Raw genomic sequence first — 15,227 nt, forward strand, 5'->3', positions numbered from 1 at the left:
GGTGCTGACCCTCCACCGGGCGGCCCTCGTGCTGCCCGACCCGGCCGATCCCACCGCCCCGTCCTTCGCCGACGGGGCGGTGGTGGTGCGCGGCGAGCGGGTCGAGGCCGTCGGGCCGTACCCGGAGCTGGCGGCGGCGCACCCGGCGGCGCGGGTTCGGGACTGGGGCCCGGCGGTGCTCACGCCCGGGCTGCGCAACCCGTACGGGCAGCGGGCGCTGGAGCGGGACTACCACCCGGATCCGCGGGAGGGGATCGGCTCCGAGCCGCTCACGGACGAACTGGTGGGCTGCGCCGACGAGACCCGGTTCGGGGCGAGTGCCCGGCGGGGGCTGCAGCGGATGCTCGGCTTCGGGGTGACGGCGGTGGCCGGGCCCTTCGAGCGGGCCTCGGTGCGGACGGCGGTGGCGCGTTCGGGGCTGGTGGTGCTGCCGGGGCCGGTGGAGCCCGGGGCGGGGCCGCTGGACCCGCTGGCGGTGCTGCCGTTGGCGCGGGCCGTGCACGGGCGGCTGGCGGCCGGTGGCCGGGCCGACTTCGCGGTGTTCGCGGTCGACGACGAGGGGAACTCCGGGCCGCTGCCGGGTGGCGCCCTGGCGACCGTGCTGGGCGGGCGGTTGGTGTACCGGCGGCGCTGAGGCCGCTGTGGCCGCGGGCCGGTGTGACGTACTCATCAGTAGGCGGATCGCCTTGCCGCGTACGGGACTTCCTTCGTGTGCAGTCGAACTCCGGCGTCCACCGTGGGGGGTGATTCCCCCTTCGCCGTGACCTGAGGGCCCGCCAGCGGATACGATCCCGGACAGCTCACTCCGTACCCTCACCACACCACCACCCGTGCCCGCGGGCGGCGGGGCCGTGTCCCAGGCCCCGGAGGCAAGCCAGGACAGGAACCATGCGAACCGCGACCGTCCCCCCGCCGCGCACCCCGCGGTTGGGCCGTGGTTGGTACCTCGCCGCCGTGCTCAGCGCAGTGCTGGCCGTCGGCATGTGCCTGCTCGGTTGGCGCCAGGCCGAACAGGCCGACCGGATCGGGGCCCACCCGGTGAGAGTCGAGGGCGTCGTCACCCAGCTGCCGACCGGCGGCGGCACGTACAGCGCCGTCAGCTACAAGGTGAGCGGCCAGCCGCACACCGCGGCCGCGCTGCCGCTGGCCGACGGCACCAGGCTCGGCGACGCGGTCTGCCTGGAGCACGCGGCCGACGACCCGGGCGCGGTACGGATCTGCGGCGACACCTACCCGCAGCCGGTCGGCGTGGGGCTGGCCCGGTTCAGCGTGCCGGTGGCCGTGGTGCTCTTCATGATCTGCGTGCTGCGCATCCGGCGGCACCGGCGGGCCGTCGCGGTCCGCGCCGGGCAGGGGCGGCTCGCCGCCAACCTCGCGCTGGCCACCGAGGCGCTGGCCGACGGGATGCCCGCGATCACCCACGGCAAGCGCTCCCGCCGCCGACGGCGCGCGGGCGGGCGGCGCGGGTCGCACTGACGCCGGTGGACGGCGCACGGTGTGCCCCGTTGACCGGCGCGTCCGTTCCAGGGTGAACAATGGGGTTCGTGACCCGAGCCTCTCTGGACAAGCAGCCGCACGAAGTCGCCGCCATGTTCGACGACGTCGCGGCCAAGTACGACCTCACCAACGACGTGCTCTCCCTCGGCCAGGCCCGCGCCTGGCGCCGGGCGGTGGCCGAGGCGGTGGCCGCCGGACCGGGGGACCTCGTGCTCGACCTCGGGGCCGGCACCGGCACCTCCTCGCTGCCCTTCGTCGAGGCCGGGGCCAAGGTCGTCCCGTGTGACTTCTCGGTCGGCATGCTCGCCGAGGGCAAGCGCCGTCACCCCGAGCTGGCGCTCACCGCCGGCGACGCCACCCGGCTGCCGTTCGCGGACGACACCTTCGACGCGGTGACGATCTCCTTCGCGCTGCGCAACGTCCACGACACCGAGGCGGCGCTGCGCGAGATGCACCGGGTCACCAAGCCCGGCGGCAAGGTGGTGATCTGTGAGTTCTCCACGCCGACCTGGACGCCGTTCCGCACTGTCTACACCGAGTACCTGATGCGCGCGCTGCCGCCGGTCGCGACCGCCGTCAGCAGCAACCCGGACGCGTACGTCTACCTCGCCGAGTCCATCCGGGTCTGGCCGGACCAGCCCGCGCTGGCCACCAAGCTGCAGCAGAGCGGCTGGTCGAAGGTCGCCTGGCGCAACCTCACCGGCGGGATCGTGGCGCTGCACCGGGGCTACAAGCTCGTCTAGCGGGCGCGGCAGGGCGCGGGCGGGCGCGGCAGGGCGCGGGGGGTCTCCGGCGGTGTGAGCGGAACTAGACTGCCGGAGACAAAAGCCGCCGTTCCCCCGCCGCAGCACCAGGAGTGTGTCCACGTGTCCGAGACCGCAGCCGATCTGACGAAGCCGGACAGCACGGTCGAGAGCACCGCCGACGTCATCGTGGTCGGCGCGGGCCCGGCCGGCTCCACCACCGCGTACTACCTGGCCCAGGCCGGGCTGGACGTGCTGCTGCTGGAGAAGACCGCCTTCCCGCGCGAGAAGGTCTGCGGCGACGGCCTGACCCCGCGCGCCACCAAGCAGCTGGTGGACATGGGCATCGACGTCTCCACCGAGAACGGCTGGCTGCACAACAAGGGCCTGCGCATCATCGGCGGCGGCGTCCGGCTGGAGCTGGACTGGCCCGAGCTGTCCTCGTTCCCGGACTACGGCCTGGTCCGCAAGCGCGCCGACTTCGACGAGCTGCTGGCCCGTCAGGCCGAGAAGGCCGGCGCCCGGCTCTACGAGCGCTGCAACGTCAGCGGGCCGGTCCTGGACGACCGCACCGGCCGGATCGTCGGCGTCACCGCCAAGCTCGGCGAGGAGAAGCGGCCGGTCACCTTCCGCGCCCCGCTGGTGGTCGCCGCCGACGGCAACTCCACCCGGCTCTCGCTGGCCATGGGCCTGCACCGGCGTGAGGACCGCCCGATGGGCGTCGCCTACCGCACCTACTTCAACTCGCCCCGCCACGACGACGACTACCTGGAGTCCTGGCTGGAGCTGTGGGACACCCGCGACGGACAGCGCAAGCTGCTGCCCGGCTACGGCTGGGTGTTCGGCATGGGCGACGGCACCTCCAACGTCGGCCTCGGCATCCTCAACTCCTCCTCGGCGTTCGGCGAGCTGGACTGGCGCGAGGTGCTCAAGGCCTGGTGCGCGAGCATGCCGGAAGAGTGGGGCTACACCCCCGAGAACATGACCGGCCCGATCCGCGGCGCCGCCCTGCCGATGGCCTTCAACCGGCAGCCGCACTACACCCGCGGTCTGCTGCTGGTCGGCGACGCGGGCGGCATGGTCAACCCGTTCAACGGCGAGGGCATCGCCTACGCGATGGAATCCGGCCAGATCGCCGCCGGGGTCATCACCCAGGCCCTGGCCCGGGTCACCGTCGGTGGCCGCGAGCGCGCCCTGCAGGCCTACCCGCGCATCCTCAAGGACGTGTACGGCGGCTACTACACGCTGGGCCGCGCCTTCGTGAAGCTCATCGGCAACCCCAAGGTGATGCAGCTGGCCGCCCAGCACGGCCTGCCCCGGCCGCTGCTGATGCGCTTCACCCTCAAGCTGCTCGCCAACCTCACCGACCCGCAGGGCGGCGACGCGATGGACCGCGTGATCAACGGCCTGACCCGGGTCGCGCCCAACGCCTAACGCGCGTCCGGCTCGGCGGTCTCGGCTGCCGTCGCCGCCTCCCGCTCCGCCGCCTCCGGGACGGAGCGGGAGGCGGCGGAGCGCTGTTCGACGTAGGCGAGGCGCTCGGCGAACACCCGGGCCGCGTCCGGGGTGAGCGTCCGCAGGGCCACCAGGGCGCTGAAGACGACGTCGCAGAGCTCGTGCTGGACGTCCTCCCAGCTGTGGGTGACGCCCTTGCGCGGGTTCTGGCCGGTGGCGCCGATCACCGCCGCGCCGACCTCGCCGACCTCCTCGGAGAGCTTGAGCAGTCGCAGCAGGCGTTCCTCCTGCGGCGACTGGGTGCTCTGCTCGTCCAGCCATGCGACCAGGTGGTCGACGCTCTCCCAGATCCGGCTGTCCATGCGGTGCTGCTCCCCTTGGTCCCCTGCGGTGCGGTCGGTACCGCAACCGTACGGGAGCCGCACGGCGCCGGTGTCAGCGCTTGGTGATCTTCACGTGGCGGATGTTCACCGGGGCGTTCGGGAAGCCGTCGCCCGGGCTGTTCTGGTCGTCCTCGCCGGCGGCGGCGATCTTCTGCAGGACGTCCAGGCCCGAGGTGATCCGGCCGAAGGGCGTGTAGGCGGGGGAGAGCTTGGTGTCCTTCCAGACGAAGAAGAACTGGCTGCCGTTGGTGTTCGGACCGGCGTTGGCCATGGCCACGGTGCCGGCCGGGTAGGTGGCGCCGGTCAGGTTCTCGTCCGGGAACGAGTAGCCCGGACCGCCGCTGCCCGTGCCGGTCGGGTCGCCGCACTGCAGGACGTAGATCCGCTGGGTGGTGAGCCGGTGGCAGTGGGTGCGGTCGAAGTAGTCGTGCTCGGCGAGGAAGCGGAACGAGAAGGTGGTGCAGGGTGCCTTGTCGGTCAGTGCCTCGAAGGTGATCGGGCCCTGGTTGGTCCGCAGGGTCGCGCGGTAGGGCTTCGCGGCCTTCTCGGCGTCGAACACCGGGATGCCCTTGAAGTTGTCGGCCGGGACGGCCGGTGTGTAGGTGCAGCCGGCGGCGGGGGCGGCGCCGGTCGCCGGGGCGTCCGCGATGGCGGTGCCGGTGCTCGCCACGAGCGGGAGGACGGTCGCGGCGGCGACCAGCGCCCAGTGCTTGCGCTTCACGTGACGGGCCTTCCGGGGGGTGGTGGACGGCTGGATTGTCATGGAGGAATCATCCACGGCCGGGTGGGGATGCGGTAGGGGGTGGGACGGCCGAGGGTCCTGGGGCCGCAACGTTGTGATGGTTTGTCAGTTCTGTTCCGGGGTGGTCGGGTTGGATGTGAACAGCCCGGCGCGGGCGGCGAGGGCGGCGGCGTCGGCGGCCCGCTCGGCGGTGCCGGCGTCCAGCGGCTCGCCGGAGACGAACAGCCGGTAGTAGAGCGGCGCGGTGGCGGCCCGGACCACCTCGGCGCCGTCCGTTCCGGCGGGCAACTCACCCCGGGCGGCGGCCCGTTCGGCGACTTCGGCGGCCTGGCGGTGGCGGGCCGCGAAGAAGGCCCGCAGGGCGGCCGCGCCGGTGTCGGAGCGTTGGGCGGCGGAGATCAGCGCGGTGGGCGTGGGGCCGAGCTCCGGGTCGGTGAAGACGCTGAACACCTCCCGCGTGATCCGGCGGAGGTCCTCTCGGAGGTCTCCGGTGTCGGGCAGGGGCCAGGGCCGGTCGGCGGAGGCCGCCAGGGCGTCGGCGACCAGGCCGTCCACCCCGCCCCAGCGCCGGTAGAGGGTGGCCTTGTGGGCGCCGGAGCGGGTGGCGACCGCCTCGACGGTGAGGTTGTCGTACCCCTTCTCGGTGACCTCGGCGAGGGTGGCGGCGACCACCTCCGCCCGGACCCGGGCGCTACGGCCGCCCGGGCGCGGGGTGGGGGTGCGGGGCTCCGGCGCGGGGTGGGTGGCTCCGGTCAAAGTCGACTCCAGTCGCGTCAAGGCTTGCTGCGGGATGGCGGTCGCGCCATGCTCATCGTAATGCGACATAAGTCGCATTACGAGCGGATGCCGAGGCGGACATGGGGACCGGGGAGCAGGCTCACCCGGGACGGCGGGGAACCCCGCCCGGTGCCGACCTCGCGCGCTTGTGAACGAAGGGTCAAGCGGACGTTCAAGCCTCCGCCACCCCTGCGAGTGAGCCGCCATAACACGTCAACATGGCGCCCGGAAATTTGCCTCACGAGACGCATAGTTGATATAGGAACCTGCCGCTGACCAGCCACTTCAAAGGTGAATGCGACTGGTTGTGATCGTTTGACTCCTTTGTGTCGACAATTCTGGGCATGTTCACATTCGCCACCATTCACATGGTGTCGTAGATCACAAAGATGGCGACGAACTGCGTGTCGCAGATCACAAGCCGACGGGCATAGGATGCGCTCACTCCAAGGCTTTGTGAACTGCCTCACATGAGGTGGATCTCGGGAACTGGAGCGCGGGTTCACCTCAGCGTGACCCGCCGGTTCCGATCTGCAGTCAAGGACGACTGGACGGAGGGAGCGGGGGCTATGAATGCCTACGCGCCGATCCTCGTACTCGGTGCCATCGCGGCGGCGTTCGCGGTCGGCTCCGTCGTGATGGCCTCACTCACCGGCCCCAAGCGCTACAACCGGGCCAAGTTGGAGGCGTACGAGTGCGGCATCGAGCCGACCCCGCAGCCCGTGGGCGGCGGTCGGTTCCCGATCAAGTACTACCTGACGGCGATGCTCTTCATCGTCTTCGACATCGAGATCGTCTTCCTCTACCCCTGGGCGGTCACCTTCGACGCTCTGGGGATCTTCGGGCTGGTCGAGATGCTCCTGTTCATCGCCACCGTCTTCGTCGCGTACGCCTACGTGTGGCGCCGCGGCGGCCTGGAGTGGGACTGAGCGCGGAGTGGTCGCCCCACCCGTCGACCGGCGGTGCGACCGCTTGTGAACGAGCGGACAAGCCGGAACCGGCCGACCTTCCAGACGACTTGAGGGCATTGAGAGGGATCTGATGGGAATCGAGGAGAAGCTGCCGAGCGGCTTTCTGCTCACGACCGTGGAGACGGCCGCCGGCTGGGTGCGCAAGGCGTCACTCTTCCCGGCCACCTTCGGTCTGGCCTGCTGCGCGATCGAGATGATGACCACCGGCGCCGGCCGCTACGACCTGGCCCGGTTCGGCATGGAGGTCTTCCGGGGCTCCCCCCGGCAGGCCGATCTGATGATCGTCGCGGGCCGGGTGAGTCAGAAGATGGCCCCGGTGCTGCGCCAGGTGTACGACCAGATGGCCAACCCCAAGTGGGTCATCTCGATGGGCGTCTGCGCCTCCTCCGGCGGGATGTTCAACAACTACGCGATCGTCCAGGGCGTCGACCACATCGTCCCGGTGGACATCTACCTGCCCGGCTGCCCGCCCCGCCCGGAGATGCTGATGGACGCCATCCTGAAGCTGCACGACAAGATCCAGCACGAGCCGCTGGGCGTGAACCGGCGCCGCGCCGAGGAGCTCGGCGAGGCCCTCGCCCTCAAGGCCACCCCGATCAGCGAGATGCGGGGGCAGCTGCGATGAATGAGCAGGTACCCGAGACCCGCCGCGAGCAGCCGGTCCGCGAACTCCCGGTCGAGGTGGTCGGCCGCCGCCAGGGCATGTTCGGCGCCCAGGGCAGCGGCGACACGTCCGGCTTCGGCGGCCTGTCCGCCCCCGTCGCACTGCCCGGCCCGAGCGAACGCCCGTACGGCGGTTGGTTCGACGAGGTCGCCGACGAGCTCGAAGGCGCCCTGGAGGAACAGGGTCTCGACCCGGCCGAGGTGATCGGGAAGACCGTGGTCGACCGCGGCGAACTCACCTTCCACATCGAGCGCGACCACCTGCTGAGGACCGTCCGCATCCTGCGCGACGACCCGGCGCTGCGCTTCGAACTGTGCCTGGGCGTCAGCGGCGTGCACTACCCCGGCGACAAGGGCCGCGAACTGCACGCGGTCTACCACCTGCGCTCGATCACCCACGGCCGGCTGATCCGGCTGGAGGTCACCGCGCCGGACGCCGACCCCCGGATCCCCTCCGTGGTGAGCGTCTACCCGACCAACGACTGGCACGAGCGCGAGGCCTACGACTTCTTCGGTCTCGTCTTCGACGGCCACCCGGCGCTCACCCGGATCATGATGCCGGACGACTGGCTGGGCCACCCGCAGCGCAAGGACTACCCGCTCGGCGGCATCCCCGTCGAGTACAAGGGCGCCCAGATCCCGGCACCCGACCAGCGGAGGTCGTACAGCTGATGAACGCTCAGCACTACGAAGAGGCCCACGAGGAGACCCTCGGCTCGACCGAGGAGGCGCAGGCCCGCGAGACCACCGAAGGCCGGGTCTTCACCGTCACCGGCGGCGACTGGGGCGAGGTGGTCGAGGCGGTCGGCCGGGCCGACGACGAACGCATCATCGTCAACATGGGCCCCCAGCACCCGTCCACCCACGGCGTGCTGCGGCTGATCCTGGAGATCGACGGCGAAACGGTGAAGGAGGCCCGCTGCGGCATCGGCTACCTCCACACCGGCATCGAGAAGAACATGGAGTTCCGCAGCTGGGTCCAGGGCACCACCTTCGTGACCCGCATGGACTACCTGACCCCGCTGTTCAACGAGACCGCCTACTGCCTGGCGGTCGAGAAGCTGCTCGGCATCACCGACGACATCCCGGAGCGGGCCGACGTCATCCGGGTGATGATGATGGAGCTCAACCGGATCGCCTCGCACCTGGTCTGCCTGGCCACCGGCGGCATGGAGATCGGCTCCACCACCCTGATGATCTACGGCTTCCGGGACCGCGAACTGATCCTGGACGTCTTCGAGCTGGTCACCGGCCTGCGCATGAACCACGCGTACGTGCGCCCCGGCGGCCTCGCCCAGGACCTGCCGCCCGGTGCCGTCGACCAGATCCGCGAGGCGGTCAAGGTCTTCCGCTCCCGGATGCACGAGTACGACAAACTCGCCACCGGCAACCCGGTGTTCAAGGCCCGCCTGGTCGACGTCGGCTTCCTGGACCTGCCCGGCTGCCTGGCGCTCGGCGCCACCGGCCCGATCCTGCGCGCCACCGGCCTGCCGCACGACCTGCGCAAGACCGACCCCTACTGCGGCTACGAGAACTACGAGTTCGAGGTCGCCACGGCGGACAGCGCCGACTCCTACGGCCGCTTCCTGATCCGCCTGGAGGAGATGAAGCAGTCGCTGCGGATCGTCGAGCAGTGCCTGGACCGGCTGCGCCCGGGCCCGGTCATGGTGGCCGACAAGAAGATCGCCTGGCCCGCCCAACTCGCCCTCGGCCCCGACGGGATGGGCAACTCGCTCGACCACATCCGCAAGATCATGGGCACCTCGATGGAGGCCCTGATCCACCACTTCAAGCTGGTCACCGAGGGCTTCCGGGTCCCGGTCGGCCAGGCGTACGCGGCGGTCGAGTCGCCCAAGGGCGAGCTGGGCGTGCACGTGGTCAGCGACGGCGGGACGCGCCCGTACCGGGTCCACTTCCGGGATCCGTCGTTCACCAATCTGCAGACGATGGCGGCGATGTGCGAGGGCGGCCAGGTGGCCGACGTGATCGTCGCGGTGGCCGGGATCGACCCGGTGATGGGAGGCGTGGACCGGTGACCAACGTCGAACTCGGACTACCGGCGCTGCCGGCCCCGCCGTACCCCGAGGAGGTGCGCACCCGACTGGCCGCCGACGCCGCCGAGCTGATCGGCCGCTACCCGCAGGCCCGCTCGGCGCTGCTGCCGCTGCTGCACCTGGTCCAGGCCGAGGAGGGCTTCGTCAGCCCGACCGGGATCCGCTTCTGCGCCGAGCAGCTGGACCTCACCACCGCCGAGGTCACCGCCGTCGCCACCTTCTACACCATGTACCGGCGGCGCCCGGCCGGGACGTACCACGTCGGGGTCTGCACCAACACCCTGTGCGCGGTGCTCGGCGGCGACCAGATCTTCGCCGAACTCCAGCAGCACCTGGGCATCCGCAACAACGAGACCACCGAGGACGGCGAGGTCTCGATCGAGCACATCGAGTGCAACGCGGCCTGCGACTACGCCCCCGTGGTGATGGTCAACTGGGAGTTCTTCGACAACCAGACCCCGGAGAGCGCCAAGCAGCTGGTCGACGACCTGCGGGCCGGCCGGGAGGTGCGGCCCACCCGCGGCGCCCGGCTGTGCGGCTTCAAGGAGACCGCCCGGATCCTGGCCGGCTTCCCCGACGAGCGCCCCGGCGCCAACGACGAGTCCGGCGCCGGCGGCGCCCCCTCACTGGCCGGGCTGCGCCTGTCCAGGGGCGAGGCCCTGCCCGGCACAGGCGGCACCAAGGTGGTCTCCCCGCGCCACGAGGAGCCCGGCCAGGAAGGGACCGAAGCGTGATGACCTCCGCCGAGCCGGCCGAGAAACTGCTCACCCCCGTCCTGTCCGACTCCTGGGACGACAGCCGCCCCTGGACGCTCGCCACCTACCGCCGCCACCAGGGCTACGAGGGCCTCAAGGCGGCCCTGGCGATGCCCCCGGACGACGTGATCGCCCTGGTCAAGGACGCCGGCCTGCGCGGCCGCGGCGGCGCGGGCTTCCCCACCGGGATGAAGTGGCAGTTCATCCCGCAGAACGACGGCAAGCCGCACTACCTGGTGGTCAACGCGGACGAGTCCGAACCGGGCACCTGCAAGGACATCCCGCTGATGTTCGCCAACCCGCACGCGCTGATCGAGGGCATGGTCATCGCCTCCTACGCGATCCGCTGCGACCACGCGTTCATCTACCTGCGCGGCGAGGTCGTCCCGGTGCTGCGCCGGCTGCACGCGGCCGTCGCCGAGGCGTACCAGGCCGGGCTGCTGGGCCGGAACATCCTCGGCTCCGGCGTGGACCTCGACATCACCGTGCACGCCGGCGCCGGCGCGTACATCTGCGGCGAGGAGACGGCGCTGCTGGACTCGCTGGAGGGCCGCCGCGGCCAGCCGAGGCTGCGGCCGCCGTTCCCGGCGATCGCCGGCCTGTACGCCTGCCCGACGGTGGTCAACAACGTCGAGTCGATCGCCTCGGTGCCGCCGATCCTGACCCGGGGCAAGGAGTGGTTCAAGGGCCTGGGCACCGAGAAGTCCCCCGGCTTCACGCTCTACTCGCTCTCCGGCCACGTCACCAACCCCGGCCAGTACGAGGCCCCGCTCGGCGTCACCCTGCGCCAGCTGCTGGACCTCAGCGGCGGCATCCGCGCCGGGCACCGGCTGAAGTTCTGGACCCCGGGCGGCTCCTCCACCCCGATGTTCACCGACGAGCACCTCGACGTCCCGCTGGACTACGAGGGTGTCGGCGCGGCCGGCTCGATGCTCGGCACCAAGGCGCTGCAGGTCTTCGACGAGACCACCTGCGTGGTGCGGGCGGTCACCCGCTGGACCGAGTTCTACGCCCACGAGTCCTGCGGCAAGTGCACCCCCTGCCGCGAGGGCACCTACTGGCTGGTCCAGCTGCTCGAGCGGATCGAGGCGGGCGAGGGCGTCGAGGGGGACCTGGAGAAGCTCCTCGACATCGCCGACAACATCAACGGCAAGTCCTTCTGCGCGCTGGGCGACGGCGCGGCCAGCCCGATCGTCTCCTCGCTCCAGCACTTCCGGGCCGAGTACGAGCAGCACCTCGCCGAACGCCGCTGCCCGTTCGACCCGGCCGCCTCCACCGTCTGGGCCGACGGCCCCCGCCCCGGCCACCAGTCCGCCACCGAAAGGGAGGTGCACGCGTGACGATCACGGAGCCAACCGCCTCCGACACGGCGGTCGAACTGGTCACGCTCACCATCGACGGCGTCGAAGTGCAGGTCCCCAAGGGCACCCTGGTGATCCGGGCCGCCGAGACCATCGGCACCCAGATCCCGCGCTTCTGCGACCACCCGCTGCTCGACCCGGCCGGCGCCTGCCGGCAGTGCATCGTCGAGATCGAGGGCCAGCGCAAGCCGGTCGCCTCCTGCACCATCCCGGTCGCCGAGGGCATGGTGGTGCGCACCCAGCTCAGCTCGCCGGTGGCCGAGAAGGCCCAGCGCGGCGTGATGGAGCTGCTGCTGATCAACCACCCGCTGGACTGCCCGATCTGCGACAAGGGCGGCGAGTGCCCGCTGCAGAACCAGGCGATGTCCGCCGGTGGCGCGGACTCCCGCTTCGAGGGCATGAAGCGCACCTACGAGAAGCCGGTGCCGATCAGCAGCCAGGTGCTGCTGGACCGGGAGCGCTGCGTGCTGTGCGCGCGCTGCACCCGCTTCTCCCAGCAGATCGCCGGGGACCCGTTCATCGACCTGGTCGAGCGCGGCGCGCTGCAGCAGGTCGGCACCGGCGAGGGGGACGACTTCGAGTCGTACTTCTCCGGGAACACCATCCAGATCTGCCCGGTGGGCGCGCTGACCTCGGCGGCTTACCGTTTCCGCTCGCGCCCCTTCGACCTGGTCTCCTCGCCGAGCGTGTGCGAGCACTGCTCGGCGGGCTGCGCCCAGCGCACCGACCACCGGCGCGGCAAGGTGCTGCGCCGGCTGGCGGGCGAGGATCCGGCGGTGAACGAGGAGTGGAACTGCGACAAGGGCCGGTTCGCCTTCCGCTACGCCCAACTGCGGGACCGGCTGACCACCCCGCTGGTGCGGGAGGACGGCGAACTGGTGCCCGTCTCCTGGCCGGAGGCGCTGGCCCGGGCGGCCGAGGGGCTGCGCAGGGCCCGTACCGGGGTGCTGGCCGGCGGCCGGGTGACGGTCGAGGACGCGTACGCCTACGCCAAGTTCGCCCGGGTGGTGCTCGGCACCAACGACGTGGACTTCCGGGCCCGCCCGCACACCGGTGAGGAGGCGGACTTCCTGGCCGCGGCGGTCGCCGGGCGCGGGGTGGACGTGACCGGCGACGGGGTGACGTACGAGCGGCTGGAACAGGCCCCGGCGGTGCTGCTGGCCGGCCTCGAACCGGAGGAGGAGTCGCCGATCGTCTTCCTGCGGCTGCGCAAGGCCACCCGCGGCCACGGGCTGAAGGTGTACTCGGTGGCGGCCTTCGCCTCCCGGGGCCTGGCCAAGCTGCGCGGCGCGCTGCTGCCGGCCGCCCCCGGCACCGAGCCGGAGTGGTTCGCGGCGCTGGCGGCGGACGAGCCGCTGAACGACGAGGCCGGGCAGGCGGCCGAACTGCTGCGCCGGCCGGGCGCGGTGATCCTGGCGGGCGAGCGGCTGGCCGCGGTCCCGGGCGCGCTGACGGCGCTGCTGCGGCTGGCGCACGCGACCGGCGCCGAGCTGGCCTGGGTGCCGCGCCGGGCGGGGGAGCGCGGTGCGGTGGAGGCCGGTGCGCTGCCGGGCCTGCTGCCCGGCGGCCGCCCGGTGGCCGCTGCGGCGGCCCGGGCGGAGGCGGCCGAGGTGTGGGGGGTGGCCGAGCTGCCCTCGCGGCCGGGCCGGGACACCGACCAGATCCTGACCGCGGCCGCCCAGGGCGACCTGGACGCGCTGCTGGTCGGCGGGGTCGACCCGGACGACCTGCCGGACCCGGCGCTGGCCGACGAGGCCCTGGCCGCGGTGCCGTTCGTGGTGTCGCTGGAGCTGCGGCCCTCCGCGGTGACGGCCCGGGCGGACGTGGTGCTGCCGGTGGCGGCGGTGGCCGAGAAGGCGGGCACCTTCCTGGACTGGGAGGGCCGGGTGCGAATGTTCGAGGCCGCGCTCAAGCCGGACCAGCAGATGGGCCGCCACCTCCAGTCCGACCTGCGGGTGTTGACCATGCTGGCCGACGCGCTGGGCCACCGGCTGGGCCTGACGGACGTCCGGGCGGCCCGGCTGGAGCTGGACCGCTTCGAGCCGTGGCAGGGCGACCGCGCGGCCGACCCGGCGGCGCACCCGGGCGTGCTGCCCCGCCCGGCCACCGGCCAGGCGGTGCTGGCGGGTTGGCGCCAGCTGCTGGACAACGGCGTGCTGCAGCAGGGCGATCCGCACCTGGCGGGCACCCGGCACCGGGCGGTGGCCCGGATCTCGGCCGCCACCGCGAAGGAGATCGACGCCGAGGCGGCGGCCGCGCTGCGGCTGACCGGCCCGGCCGGCTCGCTGATCCTGCCGCTGGAGGTCACCGACTCGATCCCGGACCGCACGGTCTGGATCCCGCTCAACTCCACGCCGGGCGGCGCCCACCGCACGCTCGGCACCACCGTCGGCCACCTGGTCACGATCGCCGCGGCCACGCTGGAGCCGGTCGCCGTCGAGGACGAGGCCGGGGCCGGCCGCGAAGGGGATGGCCGATGACTCCGCAGCCGTACGAGACGCTCCACTTCTTCGGGCAGGACCCGTGGTGGCTGGTGCTGCTGAAGGCGGTGTTCTGCTTCGCGTTCCTGGTCCTGACGGTGCTGATCGCGATCGTCTGGGAGCGCAAGGTGGTGGCCTGGATGCAGCTGCGCATCGGGCCGAACCGGCACGGCCCGTGGGGCATGCTGCAGTCGCTGGCGGACGGTGTGAAGCTGGCGCTGAAGGAAGACCTGGTGGTCAAGGGCTCGGACAAGGTGGTCTACATCCTGGCCCCGATCGTCTGCGCCATCCCCGCCTTCATGGCCTTCGCGGTGATCCCGTTCGGTCCGGCCGGCAACGAGGTGTCGATCTTCGGCACCCGGACGCCGCTGCAGCTGACCGACCTCCCGGTGGCGCTGCTGTACATCCTGGCGACGGCCTCGGTGGGCATCTACGGGATCGTGCTGGCCGGTTGGTCCTCCGGCTCGACCTACCCGCTGCTGGGCGGGCTGCGCTCCTCCGCGCAGATGATCAGCTACGAGATCGCGATGGGCCTGTCCTTCGCGGCGGTGTTCATCTACTCGGGCTCGATGTCGACCTCGGAGATCGTGGCGCACCAGCAGCCGACCTGGTTCGCGGCGCTGCTGCCGGTGTCGTTCATCGTCTACATCATCTCGATGGTCGGTGAGACCAACCGGGCGCCGTTCGACCTCCCGGAGGCCGAGGGCGAGCTGGTCGGCGGCTTCAACACCGAGTACTCCTCGCTGAAGTTCGCGATGTTCATGCTGGCCGAGTACGTCAACATGGTGACCGTCTCGGCGGTGGCCTCGACCCTGTTCCTGGGCGGCTGGCGGGCCCCCTGGCCGGTGTCGACCTTCTGGGAGGGCGCCAACCACGGCTGGTGGCCGATGCTGTGGATCACGCTGAAGATCCAGCTGCTGCTGTTCTTCTTCATCTGGCTGCGCGGCACGCTGCCCCGGTTCCGCTACGACCAGTTCATGAAGCTGGGCTGGAAGGTGCTGATTCCGGTCTCGCTGGTGTGGCTGGTGCTGATCGCGAGCGTGCGGGCGCTGCGCAACGAGGGCTACGGCTTCGCCGACGTGCTGCTGTACGTGGGCGCGCCGATCGGCGTGATCCTGCTGCTGGCGCTGCTGCGGGACTACCTGAAGAAGCAGCCCGAGGAAGCCGCGGCGGCCGAGGACGGGCCGTACCCCAAGGGCGAGTTCGACCCGATGGCGGGCGGGTACCCGGTGCCGCCGCTGCCCGGCCAGGAGCTCCCGCCGGTGCCGCGTCGGCGCAGCCGCGCCCCGAAGCAACTGCAGGACGCCCTCAACGGGGCCGACCATTCCGAAGGGAGCTGATCCGAG

The 15,227-nt window shown here is 71.8% G+C and carries 15 protein-coding genes; 12 read left to right on the forward strand and 3 right to left on the reverse strand.

Annotated features, from left to right (window positions below; all coding sequences use genetic code 11):
- Position 1: 1 nt before the first annotated feature.
- The 4 genes from ACFVWU_RS03340 to ACFVWU_RS03355 all read left to right on the forward strand — a co-directional run bounded on the left by ACFVWU_RS03340 (position 2) and on the right by ACFVWU_RS03355 (position 3,674).
- On the forward strand, positions 2 to 634 hold the full coding sequence (locus tag ACFVWU_RS03340; RefSeq protein ID WP_387614886.1) for a hypothetical protein: 633 nt from the start codon (positions 2 to 4) through the stop codon (positions 632 to 634).
- Positions 635 to 888: 254 nt separating this feature from the next.
- A complete protein-coding gene (locus ACFVWU_RS03345; RefSeq protein ID WP_387614889.1) occupies positions 889 to 1,476 on the forward strand; it encodes a hypothetical protein in 588 nt (195 codons plus the stop codon).
- A 68-nt stretch (positions 1,477 to 1,544) separates the two neighbouring features.
- On the forward strand, positions 1,545 to 2,240 hold the full coding sequence (locus ACFVWU_RS03350) for a demethylmenaquinone methyltransferase (RefSeq protein WP_387614891.1): 696 nt from the start codon (positions 1,545 to 1,547) through the stop codon (positions 2,238 to 2,240).
- 123 nt (positions 2,241 to 2,363) lie between these two features.
- A complete protein-coding gene (locus ACFVWU_RS03355) occupies positions 2,364 to 3,674 on the forward strand; it encodes a geranylgeranyl reductase family protein (RefSeq protein ID WP_387614894.1) in 1,311 nt (436 codons plus the stop codon).
- Here ACFVWU_RS03355 and ACFVWU_RS03360 read toward each other — a convergent pair.
- The 3 genes from ACFVWU_RS03360 to ACFVWU_RS03370 all read right to left on the reverse strand — a co-directional run bounded on the left by ACFVWU_RS03360 (position 3,671) and on the right by ACFVWU_RS03370 (position 5,576).
- Entirely contained in the window at positions 3,671 to 4,057 is a 387-nt protein-coding gene (locus tag ACFVWU_RS03360) for a MazG-like family protein (protein WP_387614897.1), read from the reverse strand. The two genes, ACFVWU_RS03355 and ACFVWU_RS03360, sit on opposite strands and share 4 nt — an antisense overlap.
- A gap of 73 nt (positions 4,058 to 4,130) precedes the next feature.
- Positions 4,131 to 4,841, reverse strand: a complete 711-nt coding sequence (locus ACFVWU_RS03365; RefSeq protein WP_387614899.1) for a peptidylprolyl isomerase — start codon at positions 4,839 to 4,841, stop codon at positions 4,131 to 4,133.
- An 84-nt stretch (positions 4,842 to 4,925) separates the two neighbouring features.
- Positions 4,926 to 5,576: a TetR/AcrR family transcriptional regulator gene (locus tag ACFVWU_RS03370; protein ID WP_387614902.1), complete on the reverse strand. Its 651-nt coding sequence runs from the start codon at positions 5,574 to 5,576 to the stop codon at positions 4,926 to 4,928.
- Positions 5,577 to 6,166: 590 nt separating this feature from the next.
- On the opposite strand from ACFVWU_RS03370, the gene ACFVWU_RS03375 reads away from it, so the two are divergent.
- From ACFVWU_RS03375 to nuoH, 8 genes are all read left to right on the forward strand, one after another.
- A complete protein-coding gene (locus ACFVWU_RS03375; protein WP_030060100.1) occupies positions 6,167 to 6,526 on the forward strand; it encodes an NADH-quinone oxidoreductase subunit A in 360 nt (119 codons plus the stop codon).
- Positions 6,527 to 6,638: 112 nt separating this feature from the next.
- The gene (locus ACFVWU_RS03380; RefSeq protein ID WP_031079294.1) at positions 6,639 to 7,193 is read left to right on the forward strand and encodes an NADH-quinone oxidoreductase subunit B family protein; all 555 of its coding nucleotides are present in this window, start codon (positions 6,639 to 6,641) and stop codon (positions 7,191 to 7,193) included.
- Positions 7,190 to 7,903, forward strand: a complete 714-nt coding sequence (locus ACFVWU_RS03385; protein WP_387614905.1) for an NADH-quinone oxidoreductase subunit C — start codon at positions 7,190 to 7,192, stop codon at positions 7,901 to 7,903. The genes ACFVWU_RS03380 and ACFVWU_RS03385 overlap by 4 nt, the downstream gene beginning before the upstream one ends.
- Positions 7,903 to 9,267: an NADH-quinone oxidoreductase subunit D gene (locus tag ACFVWU_RS03390; protein ID WP_387614907.1), complete on the forward strand. Its 1,365-nt coding sequence runs from the start codon at positions 7,903 to 7,905 to the stop codon at positions 9,265 to 9,267. The genes ACFVWU_RS03385 and ACFVWU_RS03390 overlap by 1 nt, the downstream gene beginning before the upstream one ends.
- Complete coding sequence (gene nuoE / locus ACFVWU_RS03395; RefSeq protein ID WP_387614909.1) at positions 9,264 to 10,019, forward strand: NADH-quinone oxidoreductase subunit NuoE; 756 nt, start codon at positions 9,264 to 9,266, stop codon at positions 10,017 to 10,019. Before ACFVWU_RS03390 ends, nuoE begins: the two co-directional genes overlap by 4 nt.
- Entirely contained in the window at positions 10,019 to 11,380 is a 1,362-nt protein-coding gene (nuoF, locus tag ACFVWU_RS03400; RefSeq protein ID WP_387614911.1) for an NADH-quinone oxidoreductase subunit NuoF, read from the forward strand. Before nuoE ends, nuoF begins: the two co-directional genes overlap by 1 nt.
- Positions 11,377 to 13,881 (forward strand): NADH-quinone oxidoreductase subunit G, encoded by a 2,505-nt coding sequence (locus ACFVWU_RS03405; protein ID WP_387614914.1) that lies wholly within the window; start codon positions 11,377 to 11,379, stop codon positions 13,879 to 13,881. Before nuoF ends, ACFVWU_RS03405 begins: the two co-directional genes overlap by 4 nt.
- A complete protein-coding gene (gene nuoH, locus ACFVWU_RS03410; protein WP_387614917.1) occupies positions 13,878 to 15,221 on the forward strand; it encodes an NADH-quinone oxidoreductase subunit NuoH in 1,344 nt (447 codons plus the stop codon). The genes ACFVWU_RS03405 and nuoH overlap by 4 nt, the downstream gene beginning before the upstream one ends.
- Positions 15,222 to 15,227 lie beyond the last annotated feature (6 nt).

This window comes from Kitasatospora sp. NPDC058190 (assembly GCF_042883685.1).
Lineage (GTDB): Bacteria > Actinomycetota > Actinomycetes > Streptomycetales > Streptomycetaceae > Kitasatospora.